Annotated in this window: 15 protein-coding genes and 7 pseudogenes; 11 read left to right on the top strand and 11 right to left on the bottom strand. The window is 71.7% G+C overall.

All coding sequences use genetic code 11. The features are described from left to right. The first annotated feature begins 16 nt into the window (after positions 1-16). The 4 genes and pseudogenes from G5V59_RS36220 to G5V59_RS09100 all read left to right on the top strand — a co-directional run bounded on the left by G5V59_RS36220 (position 17) and on the right by G5V59_RS09100 (position 1,737). On the top strand, positions 17-160 hold the full coding sequence (locus G5V59_RS36220; protein WP_341351164.1) for a cytochrome c oxidase subunit 4: 144 nt from the start codon (positions 17-19) through the stop codon (positions 158-160). An 853-nt stretch (positions 161-1,013) separates the two neighbouring features. Beyond that, entirely contained in the window at positions 1,014-1,304 is a 291-nt protein-coding gene (locus G5V59_RS09110) for an Ig-like domain-containing protein (protein WP_278256242.1), read from the top strand. A gap of 214 nt (positions 1,305-1,518) precedes the next feature. After that, positions 1,519-1,581, top strand: a pseudogene (locus tag G5V59_RS09105) (hypothetical protein); the annotation flags it as partial. A gap of 3 nt (positions 1,582-1,584) precedes the next feature. Next, positions 1,585-1,737 (top strand): hypothetical protein, encoded by a 153-nt coding sequence (locus G5V59_RS09100; protein ID WP_278256241.1) that lies wholly within the window; start codon positions 1,585-1,587, stop codon positions 1,735-1,737. 601 nt (positions 1,738-2,338) lie between these two features. Here the strand turns inward: G5V59_RS09100 and G5V59_RS09095 are convergent. From G5V59_RS09095 to G5V59_RS09080, 5 genes and pseudogenes are all read right to left on the bottom strand, one after another. Next, positions 2,339-3,977: pseudogene (locus G5V59_RS09095) on the bottom strand (ubiquinol-cytochrome c reductase cytochrome b subunit); the annotation flags it as partial. After that, positions 3,964-5,030, bottom strand: a pseudogene (locus tag G5V59_RS09090) (Rieske 2Fe-2S domain-containing protein). The pseudogenes G5V59_RS09090 and G5V59_RS09095, both read right to left, overlap by 14 nt. A gap of 145 nt (positions 5,031-5,175) precedes the next feature. Next, positions 5,176-5,442, bottom strand: coding sequence for a cytochrome c (locus tag G5V59_RS36215; RefSeq protein ID WP_341351163.1), 267 nt, complete (start codon positions 5,440-5,442; stop codon positions 5,176-5,178). Between the two features lie 181 nt (positions 5,443-5,623). Continuing rightward, positions 5,624-5,785 (bottom strand): annotated as a pseudogene (locus G5V59_RS36210) (cytochrome C); the annotation flags it as partial. Between the two features lie 260 nt (positions 5,786-6,045). After that, a pseudogene (locus G5V59_RS09080) lies at positions 6,046-6,625 on the bottom strand (heme-copper oxidase subunit III). A gap of 198 nt (positions 6,626-6,823) precedes the next feature. Here G5V59_RS09080 and G5V59_RS09075 point away from each other — a divergent pair. From G5V59_RS09075 to trpD, 3 genes and pseudogenes are all read left to right on the top strand, one after another. Next, on the top strand, positions 6,824-7,753 hold the full coding sequence (locus G5V59_RS09075) for a cytochrome c oxidase assembly protein (RefSeq protein WP_278256240.1): 930 nt from the start codon (positions 6,824-6,826) through the stop codon (positions 7,751-7,753). 30 nt (positions 7,754-7,783) lie between these two features. Beyond that, positions 7,784-8,170: pseudogene (locus G5V59_RS09070) on the top strand (hypothetical protein). After that, a pseudogene (gene trpD / locus G5V59_RS09065) lies at positions 8,167-9,196 on the top strand (anthranilate phosphoribosyltransferase). The pseudogenes G5V59_RS09070 and trpD overlap by 4 nt, the downstream one beginning before the upstream one ends. Here the strand turns inward: trpD and G5V59_RS09060 are convergent. Both G5V59_RS09060 and G5V59_RS09055 read right to left on the bottom strand, forming a co-directional pair. Then, positions 9,154-9,786 carry a hypothetical protein gene (locus tag G5V59_RS09060; protein ID WP_278256239.1) on the bottom strand — a complete coding sequence of 211 codons (633 nt, stop codon included), beginning with the start codon at positions 9,784-9,786 and terminating at the stop codon, positions 9,154-9,156. The pseudogene trpD and the gene G5V59_RS09060 overlap by 43 nt on opposite strands. Positions 9,787-9,945: 159 nt before the next feature. Then, positions 9,946-10,290 carry a hypothetical protein gene (locus tag G5V59_RS09055; protein ID WP_278256238.1) on the bottom strand — a complete coding sequence of 115 codons (345 nt, stop codon included), beginning with the start codon at positions 10,288-10,290 and terminating at the stop codon, positions 9,946-9,948. A gap of 208 nt (positions 10,291-10,498) precedes the next feature. On the opposite strand from G5V59_RS09055, the gene G5V59_RS09050 reads away from it, so the two are divergent. The 4 genes from G5V59_RS09050 to G5V59_RS09035 all read left to right on the top strand — a co-directional run bounded on the left by G5V59_RS09050 (position 10,499) and on the right by G5V59_RS09035 (position 12,939). After that, on the top strand, positions 10,499-10,777 hold the full coding sequence (locus tag G5V59_RS09050) for a hypothetical protein (RefSeq protein ID WP_278256237.1): 279 nt from the start codon (positions 10,499-10,501) through the stop codon (positions 10,775-10,777). A 41-nt stretch (positions 10,778-10,818) separates the two neighbouring features. Then, positions 10,819-11,064, top strand: a complete 246-nt coding sequence (locus G5V59_RS09045) for a hypothetical protein (protein WP_278256236.1) — start codon at positions 10,819-10,821, stop codon at positions 11,062-11,064. 538 nt (positions 11,065-11,602) lie between these two features. Next, a complete protein-coding gene (locus tag G5V59_RS09040; RefSeq protein ID WP_278256235.1) occupies positions 11,603-12,268 on the top strand; it encodes a hypothetical protein in 666 nt (221 codons plus the stop codon). After that, positions 12,223-12,939, top strand: coding sequence for a hypothetical protein (locus tag G5V59_RS09035; RefSeq protein WP_278256234.1), 717 nt, complete (start codon positions 12,223-12,225; stop codon positions 12,937-12,939). The genes G5V59_RS09040 and G5V59_RS09035 overlap by 46 nt, the downstream gene beginning before the upstream one ends. Here the strand turns inward: G5V59_RS09035 and G5V59_RS09030 are convergent. The 4 genes from G5V59_RS09030 to G5V59_RS09015 are packed head-to-tail and all read right to left on the bottom strand — an operon-like array spanning position 12,891 to position 14,175. Further along, a complete protein-coding gene (locus tag G5V59_RS09030) occupies positions 12,891-13,169 on the bottom strand; it encodes an Lrp/AsnC ligand binding domain-containing protein (protein ID WP_056892772.1) in 279 nt (92 codons plus the stop codon). The genes G5V59_RS09035 and G5V59_RS09030 overlap by 49 nt on opposite strands. Further along, positions 13,166-13,684 (bottom strand): hypothetical protein, encoded by a 519-nt coding sequence (locus G5V59_RS09025; protein ID WP_278256233.1) that lies wholly within the window; start codon positions 13,682-13,684, stop codon positions 13,166-13,168. The genes G5V59_RS09030 and G5V59_RS09025 overlap by 4 nt, the downstream gene beginning before the upstream one ends. Continuing rightward, positions 13,614-14,066 (bottom strand): hypothetical protein, encoded by a 453-nt coding sequence (locus G5V59_RS09020; protein ID WP_278256232.1) that lies wholly within the window; start codon positions 14,064-14,066, stop codon positions 13,614-13,616. Before G5V59_RS09020 ends, G5V59_RS09025 begins: the two co-directional genes overlap by 71 nt. Further along, positions 14,008-14,175 carry a hypothetical protein gene (locus G5V59_RS09015; protein ID WP_278256231.1) on the bottom strand — a complete coding sequence of 56 codons (168 nt, stop codon included), beginning with the start codon at positions 14,173-14,175 and terminating at the stop codon, positions 14,008-14,010. Before G5V59_RS09015 ends, G5V59_RS09020 begins: the two co-directional genes overlap by 59 nt. Between the last annotated feature and the right edge of the window lie 97 nt (positions 14,176-14,272).

Raw genomic sequence — 14,272 nt, 5'->3', positions numbered from 1 at the left:
GTACTCGTGGTGGCCGCTGTGGTGCGCCGCCACCCTGGGCGTCATCGTCTTCTCCGTCGCGGTGCTCGCCTGGTGGCTGATGATCATCGGGATCGTGCTCGGTGCCCTGGCCCTCTCCGGCTGGATCTTCGAGTACTACCGCGGCGAATACGCACACTGAGTTGTCCGGGGCGAGCGCGTCTTCGCCCCGGCGGTCGGCAGCAAGTTTGCTGGGCGCGTGGCTCTCGCCGCGCTGCCGCCCTGTTGGTCGGGGCGAGCGCGTCTTCGCCCCGGCGGTCGGCAGCAAGTCTGCTGGGCGCGTGGCTCTCGCCGCGCTGCCGCCCTGTTGGTCGGGGCGAGCGCGTCTTCGCCCCGGCGGTCGGCAGCAAGTTTGCTGGGCGCGTGGCTCTCGCCGCGCTGCCGCCCTGTTGGTCGGGGCGAGCGCGTCTTCGCCCTGAGCACGTCCGCTATCGGCGGTGTCACACTCACGGTGTGACACCGCCGACGCGCTTTGGGCGAGGTTTTCGTGCACCGGACAGGTACGATTTGTCGGTGTTCTCCACCATCCGTCGCTCCCGCCTCGTGCGGAGCGCCGCTGTCCTCTCGGTCCTGGCAGTGGCGGCCTCCGGCTGCGACGGCTCCGGCTTCAGCCCCGGCGGAGGCGGTGACGACAGCCCCGAGACCACCGCGGCCGCGGTCGTCAAGGCCAAGGTCACCGCGAACGTCACGGCCGGCGCGACCGGCGTACCGGTCAACACGGTGCTCAAGGTCGCCGCGTCGGACGGCACGCTGAGCGCGGTCACCGTCACCTCGAAGGCCGGCCCGGTCCCCGGCAAGATCGTCGGCGGCGAGCGCTGGGTCGCCAGGCTCGCGCCTCGAGCCCGGTGCCCGCTACCGGATCCGCGCCGTCGCCAAGAGCTCGGACGGCTCCACCGTGGAGAGCCTCACGCCGTTCACCACGCAGGCGCTCGGCCTCGACCAGGCTGACCTACCCCTCGGTCGCCCCGCTGCAGGGCGAGACCGTCGGCATCGGCATGCCGGTGATCGTGCACTTCGACGTGCCCGTCACCAACAAGGCGGCGTTCGAGCGCAACATGAAGGTCACCGCGACTCCCGCCCAGGCCGGCTCCTGGCGCTGGGTGAGCGAACACGAGGCGCACTGGCGCCCCGAGGCGTACTGGAAGGCCGGTACCAAGGTGCACGTCGCCGTCGACGTCAACAGCGTCCCGGCCGGCAACGGCGTCTACGGCCGGAGAGCCGCGACCTCGACTTCAAGATCGGCGACGCGCACATCTACAAGGTCAACGCCAAGACCCACCAGATGAAGGTCTTCTCCAACGGCAAGGCTGCTGCGCACCCTGCCGATCACCACTGGCAAGGAGGGCTTCACCACCCGCTCCGGTGTGAAGGTGATCATGGAGAAGTTCGCCACCAAGCGGATGAACTCCGAGACCGTCGGCATCGCCCGCGGCTCCTCCGAGGCCTACGACATCGACGACGTCCGCTGGGCGATGCGCCTGACCAGGCTCCGGCGAGTTCATCCACGCCGCGCCGTGGTCGGTCGGCTCCCAGGGCGTCGCCAACGTCTCGCACGGCTGCACCGGCATGAGCACCGAGAACGCGGGTTGGCTGTACTCCATGTCCCGCCGCGGCGACGTCGTCCAGTACGTCGGCACGACCCGCCAGATGGAGCCCGACAACGGCTACGGCGACTGGAACATCTCCTGGGCGGACTACCAGGCGGCCTCGGCCCTCTGAGTCCACCAGCACCCCAGGAAGCCCCGCTCCGGCGGGGCTTCCTGCATTCCGGGTGCGCCCGGATACCAGCGCGGTCTGCCGGGCCGTCCCCGGCGCCTCCCGGTGGGGCCTCTCGGCGGCTTCGACGGGGACCCGCCGTCGGCGTCCACCCGGGCGCGTGACGGGCTTCTCCTCACCCAACGCCGGCGGCACCCCGAGGCGCCGGCGAGAGGCCCCACCGTCCGGCACCGGAGACGGCCCGGCAGACGGCGGCGTCCTCGCCTGCAGAGTCGGGCGGTGCGCCTCAGGCGTCCGGAGCCCGGCCCCCTCGCCGGCGCCTCGGGGCGCTGCCGGCGTGGGAAGCACGCCCCCGTAGCGTCGAAGAGTGGCGCCGGCGGCGGCTCGTCGAAGTCGCCGAGGGGGCTGGGGGACGGCCGCCGGAGGCGCACCGCCCGACCCAGGAGGCCAACCGACGTCCGGAAGTGCGAAGGGCGCCACTCCCGCTGGGGGAGTGGCGCCCTTCGGCTGCCGGGATCAGTGCTCGGTCGGACCGTGGCGGTTCGGGCCGGCGGCGATCTGCGACTCGAGCTCGTGGAGCTCGTGCTCGGAGTGGTGCTGCGCCTCGTGCAGGCTCCTCGGCGGTGGGCTTCTGCACGTTGTCCGCGAAGAACAGCGCCTGCAGGCTTGGCCCGCAGCTTGCGGACGCGCACCTGGCGGCCGGCGAGACCCGAGGCCTCGATCTCCTCGACCGTCTCCGGCTCCGGGTCGCGGTCGCGAGCGGTGAGCGTGTAGGCCTTGGCCTCGGGGAGGGGCAGGTGCTTCTCGGCGTACCCACCCTCCGGCGAGCGCACCAGGACACCCGACTCGTAGCCGTGCAGGAGCATCTCCTCGTCGTGACGCTGCAGCGAGATGCACCAGCGGCGCGTGATGATGAAGGCGATCACCGGTCCGATGAACACCGCCCCACGCATGAAGTAGGTGATCTCGTTGATGCTCAGGTGCAGGCTTTGATCGCGATGATGTCGTTGCCGCCCGCGGCCCAGGAGAGGCCGTAGAAGGTCATCAGCGCGACCATGATGGCCGTGCGCGTGGGGGCGTTGCGGGGACGCTGGAGCAGGTGGTGCTCGCGCTTGTCACCGGTGATCCACGACTCGATGAACGGCAGCGCCATCAAGATCATCAGCATCAGCGGGGGCATGACGAGGATCGGGAGCATGACGTTCCACGAGATCGTGATGCCCCACAGGTGCGTCTCCCACGCGGGGATGATCCGGAGCAGGCCGTCGGGCCAGCCCATGTACCAGTCGGGCTGGGAGCCCGCGGTCACCTTGGACGGGTCGTAGGGGCCGTACTTCCACACCGCGTTGATCGAGAACAGACCGCCCAGGAGGGTGATCACGCCGAACACGATGAAGAAGAAGCCACCGGCCTTGGCCATGTAGACGGGGAGCATCGGGTAGCCGACGACGTTCTCCTCCGTGCGGCCGGGACCAGGCCACTGCGTGTGCTTGTGGTAGACGAGCAGCAGCATGTGGGCGGCGACCGGGCCGAGCAGGATGCCGGGGATCAGCAGGATGTGCATCACGTAGAACCGCGGGATGATCGCGTCACCCGGGAACTCGCCCCCGAAGAGGAAGAACGACATGTAGTCGCCGACCACGGGGGAGGCCTTCATGAAGCCGTCCGCGGCCCGGACGCCGGTGCCGGAGAGCAGGTCGTCGGGCAGGGAGTAGCCGGTGAAGCCCTCGATGGTGCCCAGCAGGAGCAGCAGGCAGCCGATGACCCAGTTGAGACTCGCGCGGCTTGCGGAAGGCGCCGGTGAAGTAGACGCGCATCATGTGGATCATCATCGAGGCGATGAAGATCATGGCCGCCCAGTGGTGCATCTGCCGCATGAGCAGACCACCGCGGACGTCGAAGGAGATGGTCAGCGCCGAGTTGAACGCCGACGACATCTCCTTGCCGCGCAGCGGGTCGTACGCGCCGTTGTAGTGCACCTCGGTCATGCTCGGGTCGAACCAGAGCGTGAGGAACACGCCGGTCAGCAGCAGGACGACGAAGGACCACAGCGCGATCTCGCCGAGCATGAAGGACCAGTGGTCGGGGAAGACCTTGCGCAGGTTCTTCTTCATGGCCGTGCCGAGTCCGAGGCGCTCGTCGGCCCAGTTCGCGATCGCACCGGCCCGCTGGGCGCCCTTGGTGGGCGCCGCCGGAGTGGTGCCGTTGGTCGTAGCGACCTTGCTCATGTCACCAACGGTCATAGTAGTCACGCTCCCAGAAGGCTCGGGCCGACCGGCTCGTCGAAGTCGCTCTGCGCGACCAGGTAGCCCTGCTCGTCGACCTTGATCGGCAGCTTGCGGCAGCGGACGGCCGGCGGGGCCGAACACCACCTTGCCGGAGTCGGCGAGGTCGAAGGTGGACTGGTGGCACGGGCAGAGCAGGTGGTGGGTGGTGCGCTCGTTCAGCGAGATCGGGCAGCCGACGTGGGTGCAGATCTTGGAGTAGGCGACGATGCCGTCGACCGTCCAGTTCTCCCGGCTCCGGCCCTGGGCGTCCTTGCCGGGCTTGATGTCGTCGGGGTTCATCCGCAGCAGGATCAGCGACGCCTTGGACTTGTGGATCTGGAGGTTGACGCCCTCGACCTCGGTCGGGTCGATGTCGTAGCGCTCGGGGTTGTGCAGCGCGTCCGGCTGGCAGTTGACCAGGTCGCCCATCTCGAGGTCCGAGGCGAGGATCGGGGTCCAGATGCCGTCGCGGACGATCCGCATCGGCTTGTCCTTGGTGCCCTTGCCCCAGATCGTGTGGTGCAGGCTTTGTCGCCCGGCAGCGGACCGAGGTCACGCAGCATCACGATCGCGGGCAGGCCCAGCAGGCCGACCGCACCGAGCAGCGAGTTGCGGATCAGCGGACGGCGGCCGATGCCGGACTCGTCCAGGCCGGCGGAGAGCGCCTGCAGGGTGCCCTCGCGGTCCTCCTCGGAGGAGCGGGCCGGGTGCCGCAGACTCGCTGATCTCGTGGTCACCCATGAGCTTGCGGGCCCAGTGGATGACGCCGACGCCGATCAGCAGCAGCGCCATGCCGAGGGTGAAGCCCAGGGCCATGGTCGAGGCGCCGAAGCCGGCGACGACGTGCCAGTTGTCACCGATGTCGAGGGTGAAGTACGCGACCAGGAAGAGCACCACGCACACGGCCGAGAGGCCGAACAGCGTGGCGACCCGGCGCTCGGCGCGCTTCTCCTTCGCCGGGTCGACGTCGGTGGGCCGCCACTGGTGCTCCGGGAGCCCCGGGTCGGCGATCGGCTCGACGGGCACCAGGCTCGTGCCCGGTCGGGTCGGGGGTGTGTGCGTCGCTCACGCTGCCGCCTCGTCCTTCTTCTTGCTCGAGCGGGTCGTGTGGGCCGCGATCCAGACCGCGAAGCCCACCAGCAGGCCGATGCCTCCGACCCAGGCGATGATGCCCTCACTGACCGGGCCCAGGCTGCCCAGCGTGAAGCCGCTGTAGGCTCGGGGCCTTGTCCAGGGTCTCCAGGTAGGCGATGACGGCCTTCTTGTCCTCCGGCGGGATGTTGCCGTCGGAGAAGGTGTCCATCGACTGCGGGCCCGTCAGCATGGCCTCGTAGATGTGCTTGGAGTCCACGCCGCGGATCTTGGGGGCGAAGCCACCGCGCGGCATGGCGCCGCCGGAGCCCTCGAAGTTGTGGCAGGCGGTGCAGTTGGCGAGGAAGATGTCGCTGCCGCGGGTGACGAGCAGGCTCGCGGTCGGCGTCGTCCTCCTTGCCGTCGCCGTTGAGGTCGCCGGGGCGCTCGGTGTCGTAGAGCCCGGCGTCCGGTATGGCCGGGCCCGTGCCCAGCGAGGCGACGTACGCCGAGAGCGCGGCGATCTCCGACTTGGTGTACACGACCTCCTTGCGCGGCGCCTGCACGCCGGGCTGGGCCATCGGCATGCGGCCGGTGCCGACCTGGAAGTCGACCGCGGCGGCGCCGACGTCGGTCAGGGCCGGGCCGTACTGCGAGCCGCCCTGGGTGAGCACACCCTGGCCGTTGGCGCCGTGGCAGAAGGCGCAGCCCACGAGGAAGAGCTCGCGGCCCTGCTTGACCAGGCTCTTCCTGGTCGGCCTTGGAGTTGGCCTGCGCGGGTGCGAAGGCGGCGTAGAGCCCTCCGGTGAGCAGCAGGCCCAGCAGGAGCACGACGAGGCCGGCGATCGGGCCGCGACGGTGCCGCGAGAGGCGACCGGCGGAGCGGTTGAGGAGTCGCACAATCAGTCCTTCGAGTCCAGGCAGGAGGAGTTCGGAGCGGGGGTGGCGATCGGATTTCCCATCGTGCGCCTCGTCACTTGATCAGGTAGATCGTGGCGAACAGTCCGATCCACACCACGTCGACGAAGTGCCAGTAGTAGGACACGACGATCGCGCTGACCGCCTGCTCGTGGGTGAACCGGCGGGCGACGTAGGTGCGGCCGAGGACGAAGAGGAAGGCGATCAGGCCGCCGGTCACGTGGATCCCGTGGAAGCCGGTGGTGAGGTAGAACATCGTGCCGTAGCCGTCGTGCGGGATCGTGACGCCCTCGTGGATCGACTCGGAGTACTCCAGCGCCTGACCACCGACGAAGATCGCGCCCATGATGTAGGTCAGGATGAACCACTCGCGCAGGCCCCACTTGCCCACCTGCAGCAGCGAGCCGGAGCGCCCGACCTGGCCGCGCTCGGCGGCGAACACGCCGAACTGGCAGGTGAACGAGGACAGCACCAGGATCGTGGTGTTGATGCTCGCGAACGGGACGTTCAGCAGGTCGGTGTTCTCCGCCCACATCTCCGGCGACACCGACCGGATCGTGAAGTACGACGCGAAGAGCGCCGCGAAGAACATGAGACTCGCTGGACAGCCAGATGATGGTGCCGACGGCGACCATGCTGGGTCGGTCGTGCTGGCCGTGCAGGCGCGAGGCCGGGAGAGATGCCGAAGCCTTGGATCGCCACGTGCGCCATTATGGCGGTTCCCGTCGGTGACGGCATCTCGACCCCCCGTTATGAGCCCCTACCAGGCGGGACCTAGGCTCGAAGAGGCCCGGATCGGCCCTGGTCGACCGGAGCGGCTCGAGGAGGTACGCGTGGGACTGGTGGGGAGCGCCGCCGTCGAGAACCTCCCGCGCTTCGACGCCGGTTCCTTCTTCTCCCAGTGGGGGATCGCGCCGCTGCCCCTGGTCGTCACCGTGTGGGGTGTGGGCCTCTACGCCCTCGGGGTGGTCACGCTGCGCCGCCGCGGCGACGGCTGGCCGGTCGGCCGCTCGATCGCGTGGGGCGTCGGGATGGCGGCGTTCTACGTCGCGACCTCGTCCGGCCTGGCGGCGTACGACACCGTGCTGCTGAGCGTGCACATGGTCCAGCACATGGTGCTGTCGATGGTCGTGCCGCTCTCGCTCGCCCTCGGCGCGCCGGTCACCCTCGCGCTGCGCACCCTGCCGCGCGCGCCGCGCCGGTGGCTGCTCGCGCTGCTGCACTCGCGCCTGGCCAAGGTGCTCGGCTTCCCCCCGCTCACGTTCGGCCTCTACGTGCTCTCGCCGTGGGCCCTCTACTTCTCCGGCTGGTACGACGCCTCCCTGCGCACGACGTACGTCCACGAGATGATGCACGTCCACCTGGTGGTGGTCGGCGCCCTCTTCTTCTGGCCGATCGTGGGGGTGGACCCGCTGCCCGGCCGGGTCGCGCACCCCTTCCGGGTGCTGCTGACCGTGATGACGCTGCCCTTCCACGCGTTCCTGGGCGTCACGATCATGGGTCAGAAGACCCTGCTCGGCGGCGACTGGTACCCCCGGCTGCACGACGGGCCGATGGGCGCCTGGCTCCCCGACCCGTACGACGACCAGAGGCTCGCCGGCGGCATCCTGTGGGGCGCGGGCGACCTGGTCGGTGTCGTCTTCTTCGTCGTGCTGTTCATCCAGTGGGTGCGCTCGTCGATGAAGGAGGCCGAGCGGGAGGACCGCCGGCTCGACCGGCTGGAGGCGCGCGCCCGGGCGGCGGGCGAGCGAGCGCAGGAGTAACATCGCGCGACGTGAGTCTCTCCGAAGTCTCTGAAGGTGCTCGTCTACAGCGACGACGTGCACACCCGCGAGCAGGTCATCCTGGCGCTGGGCCGTCGCCCGCACCCGGACCTGCCGGAGCCTGGAGTACGTCGAGGTGGCCACCGAGCCGGTGGTGATCCAGCACATGGACGCGGGCTACCTCGCCCTCGCGATCCTCGACGGCGAGGCCGTTCCCGCCGGCGGGATGGGCATCGCCAAGCGGACTCAAGGACGAGATCTACGACTGCCCGCCGCTGGTCGTGCTGACCGGCCGGCCCCAGGATGCCTGGCTGGCGACCTGGTCGCGTGCGGACGCCGCCGTGCCGCACCCGCTGGACCCGATCCAGGCTGGCCGAGGCGGTCGTCTCGCTGCTGCGCTCGCGCGTCCCGGCGTGAGCACGTGGCCCGACGTCCTCGGCGCGCTCGTCGCCGGGGAGGACCTGACGCCTGCCCAGGCGAGGCTGGGCGATGGGGGAGATCCTCGCCGGTGAGGCGACGCCCGCCCAGATCGCCGGCTTCGCGGTGGCGCTGCGCGCCAAGGGCGAGACGATCGAGGAGCCTGTCCGGCCTGGTCGAGGCGATGTACGCCGTGATGACGCCGATCTCGGTGCCCGGGCGCCTGCTCGACGTGGTCGGCACGGGCGGGGACCGCTCGTTCTCGGTGAACATCTCCACGATGTCCGCGATCGTCGCCGCCGGCGCCGGCGCGCGCGTGGTCAAGCACGGCAACCGCTCGGCGTCCTCGCAGGCCGGCACGGCCGACGTGCTCGAGTCGCTGGGCGTGCGGCTGGACCTGCCCGCGGAGCGGGTGGCCGAGGTCGCCGACGAGGCCGGCATCACCTTCTGCTTCGCCGCGGCCTTCCACCCGGCGCTGCGGCACGCGGCCGTGCCCCGGCGCGAGACTCGGCATCGGCACCGCCTTCAACGTGCTCGGCCCCCTCGCGAACCCGACCAAGCCGGCCGCCCAGGCGATCGGCTGCGCCGACCCGCGGCTGGCGCCGGTGATGGCCGGCGTGTTCGCCGGGCGCGGCGTCGACGCGTGGGTGTTCCGCGGCGACGACGGCCTCGACGAGCCTGACCACCACCACGACCTCCTCGGTGTGGGTGGTCCACGGCGGCGAGGTCACCACCACGACCGTCGACCCGGCCGCGCTGGGGCTGGCCCCGGCGAGTGCCGAGGACCTGCGTGGCGGCGACGCGGCGCACAACGCGGGCGTCGTACGACGGCTGCTGGCGGGGGAGACCGGGCCGGTCCGTGACGCGGTGCTGCTCAACGCCGGTGCCGCCCTGGCGGTGTACGACGCCCCGGGCCAGCCCGTGCCCGACGCGCTCGCCGCCGGGATCGCCCGCGCGGCCGAGGCGATCGACTCCGGTGCGGCTCAGGGCACGCTCGAGCGCTGGGTCGAGGCGGCCTCCGCCTGATCCAGCGCCGGCCAGGTCCACACCAGCGGGTAGCCGGTCAGGCACAGCAGGGCGAACGCCGTGAACACCACGGGCGCGCTCAGCAGCACGACGATCGAGAGGTGGAGCAGCACGCCCAGGGCCGGGGCGAGCCGTCGTACCCGACGCCACCACAGGCCCAGGCCGATGCCGATCTCGGCCGGCACCGTCGCCCAGGCGGCGAGCCGGGCGGGCACCCAGTCCGGCGAGAGCGAGCCGATCAGGTGCCCGCTGAGGAACTCCGGGTTGGCCTTGCTGAGCCCGGCGAACAGGTAGCAGGCCGAGACCGCCGCGACGACGAGCAGTCTGCGGCCACCAGGGGGACCGTGCCGCCCGCGGCCGCACGCCGGCTCCCGGCGCCCGGCGCCCACGCGCGGTCCGAGCAGGCTGTGGCGAACAGCACGCACAGCACCACCAGGAGGAAGCGGTGGTTGCTGTAGAGCCTGCTGGTCGGCGGCCATCAGCAGCGCGTTGCCCGCTGCGATCGTCAGGCAGGACAGCGGGACCAGCACGCCGAGCGCGAGCAGCACGCAGGCCAGGCCCATGGTGAGCACCCAGGCCGAGAACGGCACCGAGGCCGCCGACGGCAGCCAGGCTCGCGACCGGGGTGGTGACCCGGTCCCGTTGCAGTGCGTTGAGGAAGCCCGCTCCCTCGTGGCAGGTGAGCAGCGCGCCGGCCGCCAGCAGCACCCGGCTCAGCGCGACCGGTCGCGGCGCGACCCGCAGCGTGGTCAGCACGCGACCGCCCGGTGCTCGGTCCCGCCCGGGAGGGTACGGCGCACCTCGACCCGCGCCGCCTGCGGGAGCCGCGCGCACAGCCGCTCGGGGAGGAAGGACGGCCAGTCGACCTCACCGCGCGGATTGGCGGTGGAGCGCTCCAGGTCGAGCACGTGCGTCGTACCGGCGCGGTCGGTCCAGGTGGCGGTCACCACGCCGTAGCCGGAGTACATCTGGAAGCCGAACCGGCCCGGCTTCGGCGCGAGCAGCAGGATCGCCGCGGGGACCACGAAGAGCGCGAGGGCCACGGCGAGGACGGCGCGGTCGCGCCAACTCGTGACGAGGCCGGGGGGAAGCACCTGGCGAACCTAGCGCCGCGGCTCGCCCGGCGGAACGGGATCGGGACTCGTCCCGATGGCCCGAAAGGACTAGACGCACTGACCCGACGCCGGTCCCGGCGGCCCCGGCCGGCGACCTAGCGTGCAGGTGCCGGGCCGTGGGGGCCTGGCGCACGAGGGATTCTTGGGAGGGACCGTGTCGCTTCGACGCGCCATGACGACCGCGCTGGTGACGACGGTGGGGGGCTCCGCGCTCGCCGTCGTACCGCTGCTGGTGCCGGCGTACGCCGACGTGGACGCGCCCGCCGCGGCCGCCGCGCTCGACCTGCCGGCCGGGGTGACGGTGAGCGCGACGACCGGCGACCCGGTCACCCGGGCTGTGGCGGACACGGCCGCCGACGCCGACACGCGCTTCAACGACTTCCCGTCCCGGGGCAGGCTCCTACCTCATGCTCTCCAGCGGCGATGCGAGCAAGGTCTTCGAGGGCGTCCCGACCTCGCAGGCTGAGCACCGACATCGGTCAGGACGAGGCGCCGGACGCCTCCACCTTGACCCTCACCGTCGCTGCCGGCACGGCCAACGCGGGCTGCCTCTTCGTGGACTTCGCCTTCGGGACCGAGGAGGTCCTCGGGCTCACCTCGACCACGGCGGGCGACGACGACGAGACTCACCATCGTCTCCGGCGGCACGGACTACGCCGTCAACGCCGGGAGCGGCTACTTCGCGCAGGACGACCCGAAGACGACGAAGGTCCCGGACTGGCCGGCTGGCGCGGCGCCGAGCCTACCAGGTGAACCAGGCTGCGCTACTGGCACAAGCCGGGCGACCCGGGCGACCCGGTCCCGGGCACGGCGGAGGACCCGTACCTGCCGGCCGTGACGGGCCTCAACCACGTCACCACCCGCGACACGGCCCGGGTCCCGATCGACGTCAGCGGCGGCGACGTCCAGGTGACCCTGCGGGTGAGCGACGCCCCGGCCATGAGCAACGGCGACCTCGACTCGGTCGGCTTCTTCGACAACGTCCGGCTGCGCACCAGTCTGTGCCAACGGCCTCGGGGTCGAGCCGCACCCGGACACCCGCGAGGCGCCGGCCGCCTGCTGCGGCGTGATCCGCGGGATCCGCGGTGTCGGCAACGCGCTGGTCTACGACCCGGTGCCCTCGACCGACGCGATCGAGCGCTACGACAGCGCTGCCAACGGCTGGCGCTCGCCGTCGAGCGTGCCCGTGGAGGCTCCGCTTCCGCTGGTACCGCACCACGGTGGGCAACCGCTACAACGGCGACATGCGGAGCCTGGGAGGCCATCGACAACGCCGACCGGCAGAGCCTACGTGCCCACCGCCGTCGACCGGGGGATGGTGCTGATCGTGCTCGTCACCGGCGTGGTCGACGGCCGAAGGGTCGAGACCTTCCCCTCGACCAACGACGCCGAGACCTGGTACGTCACCACAGCCATCCAGAACGGCACCTTCCAGGAGGGCGTCGCGCCCGTCATCAGCGGACCCGCCGGCGGTGCGCCCTCCGTCGGTGACACGCTGACCGCCCAGATCGGCAACACGGTGCCCCGCCAGGACACCTATGCCTGGCAGTGGTACGCCAAGACACCGGGCTCCACCGGGCTCGGCACCGCCATCTCCGGCGCCACCGCGCAGACCCTGGTCATCGGTGACGCGCAGGCCGGCAAGGTCATCTCGGTCCAGGCCACCGCCCGGCGCGACCAGTTCGACCCCAAGGCGTGGCCCAGCGACCCCTACGGACCGGTCCGGCTCCAGGAGTGGCAGCAGACGCCCGCTCCGGTGGTCGTGAGCGACGGGACGCCGAAGGTGGGGGAGACGCTCAGCGTGGACACCGGCGCGTGGCTGCCGACGCCGACGTCGTACAAGCCTACCAGTGGAAGCGCAACGGCGGCGTCATCGCCGGTGCCACCACGGCGACGTACGCGCTCAAGGCGGTGGACGCCGGCACCACCCTCAGCGTCGACGTCTCCGGAGTCCTGACCGGCTACCCCCAGACGCCACGCGCCTCGGCCGGGGTGGCCGTCGCGGGCGACGTGATGACCGGTGCCCCAGTCAGCGTCAGCGGCACGGCCAAGGTCGGCTCCCGGCTGACCGGTTCCGCCAGCGGCTGGATGCCGTCCGGATCGTCGCTGAACTACCAGTGGTACGCCGGCACGACCCTGGTGCAGTACGGCATCAAGAACACCCTGGTCGTCCCGGCGTCCGCCGCCGGCAAGCGGATCACGCTCAAGGTGACCGGCACCCGGTCCGGCTACGACACGCTGACGCGCGCCAGCGCGGCGACGGCCGTGGTCGCCCGCGGGACGCTGCTCCCCGGTTCGGTGGCGATCACCGGGACGCTGCGCACCGGTCAGACGGTGCGCGCCTACGTCGGCGCCTGGGGGCCGGCCCCGGTGGCCGTCGAGCTACCGCTGGAAGATCGGCACGGCCTACGTCACGGGCCCGGCCGGAACCCTGAGCGTGCTCAAGCCTGCCCGCCCGGGCACGCGGCAAGCGGATCACCTTGGTGGTCACGATCCGCAAGACCGGGTACAACACGGTGGTCCGGGCGGTCGCCAGCAGCGTCGTGCGCTGAGCTCCGGACTCGGTCTCGGGGCCGGTCTCAGTCGAGGCCGAGCGAGAACGCTGCCTCGAGGTCGTGGCGGGAGTAGGCCCGGTAGGCGATGTGGGTCTCGGTGTCCACCACGCCGTCGACCTTGTTGAGCCGGTCGGAGACCACCGTGGCGATGTCCTCGTGGTTCTTGACCCGGACCAGCGCGATGAGGTCGATCTGGCCGGTGACCGAGTAGACCTCGCTGACGCCGTCGAGCGCGGCGATCGCGGCGGCGACCTCGGGGATCCGCGCGGTCTCGGCCTGGACGAACACGATGGCGGTGATCATGGGGCCACCCTAGTGAGCGCGGCGCCTGCCAGCACCGGCACGTGCCGCGCCGCTCCGCCCACCGGGCAGGTCCACTCGCCGACCACGTCGACGAGCCGCACGCCGGGAGACTCCAGCCAGCGCAGGATCCGCTCGGTCTCCTCGGCCGTCGCGGCGGGGGTCGGCCCCAGGCCTGGGGCACGACGGTCTCGGCCGTTCCCCGCAGCGTCTCCACCCAGGCCACCGCGTCGGCGCCGGGTGGGATGTGTCCCGCGGCGGCCAGCCGCCCGTGCCGCACCACGTGCACCGCCCAGCGGCCGTCGTCCTCGCGGCGGGTGGCGATCACCTCGGGGCAGCGGGTGAGCGCGGCCAGGCGCTGGGTGCGGGCCGCGCCGCGGATGAAGTCGGCCAGCCGGTCCCGGTGGTGGGCGGCCTCCTCGAAGCGCTCCTGCTCGGCGAGCGCGCTCATCCGGGCCTGGACCAGGTCGACGACGTCGTCGGGGCGGCGCAGCAGGGTGTCCTGCAGGCTGGCGCACCACGGCGCCGTAGGACTGCGCGTCGACGCTGCCGTCGCACGGCGCCAGGCAGCGGTGCAGGCTCGGCCAGCACGCAGGGCGAGCGCGCTGGTCGCCGGCCGAAGCGGTCGTTGCACTGACGGATCGGGAAGACCTCGTGCAGGGCCTCCAGGGAGGCTCTCCGCGCGGGCCCGGGAGGAGAACGGCCCGACGTAGTCGGCGTCGTCGTCGAGCACCCGCTTGACCAGGGACAGCCGCGGCCACGGCTCGCGGGTGAGCCTTGAGCCAGGTGACCTTCTCCGGGTGCCGGGAGCGGCGGTTGTAGGGCGGCTTGTGCTCGGCGATCAGCCGCAGGCTCGCGGACCTCGGCCTCCAGCGGGGTGGCGCACTCGATGCCGGTCACGGACGCGGCGAGCCTGGACCATCTGGCCGATCCGGGTGCGCTTCTCCGAGGCGGTGAAGTAGGAGCGGACCCGGCGACGCAGGTCGCGCGAGGTGCCGACGTAGAGCACCCGGTCGCGCTCGTCGCGGAACAGGTAGACCCCCGGCGCGTGGGGCAGGCCGTCGGCGAGGTGGCGCTTGCGCCGCGAGGCGGAGGCGACCTTGGAG

It is taken from the genome of Nocardioides convexus, from assembly GCF_011090295.1.
Note: the sequence above shows the minus strand (reverse complement) of the source record. Positions and strands in the feature narration are given on the sequence as shown.

Excerpts from the sequence above, each read along its gene's own strand:
- G5V59_RS09110 (WP_278256242.1), top strand. The coding sequence starts at position 1,014 with ATGCCGGTGATCGTGCACTTCGACGTGCCCGTCACCAACAAGGCGGCG.
- G5V59_RS09100 (WP_278256241.1), top strand. The coding sequence starts at position 1,585 with ATGAGCACCGAGAACGCGGGTTGGCTGTACTCCATGTCCCGCCGCGGC.
- G5V59_RS09030 (WP_056892772.1), bottom strand. The coding sequence starts at position 13,169 with ATGATCACCGCCATCGTGTTCGTCCAGGCCGAGACCGCGCGGATCCCC.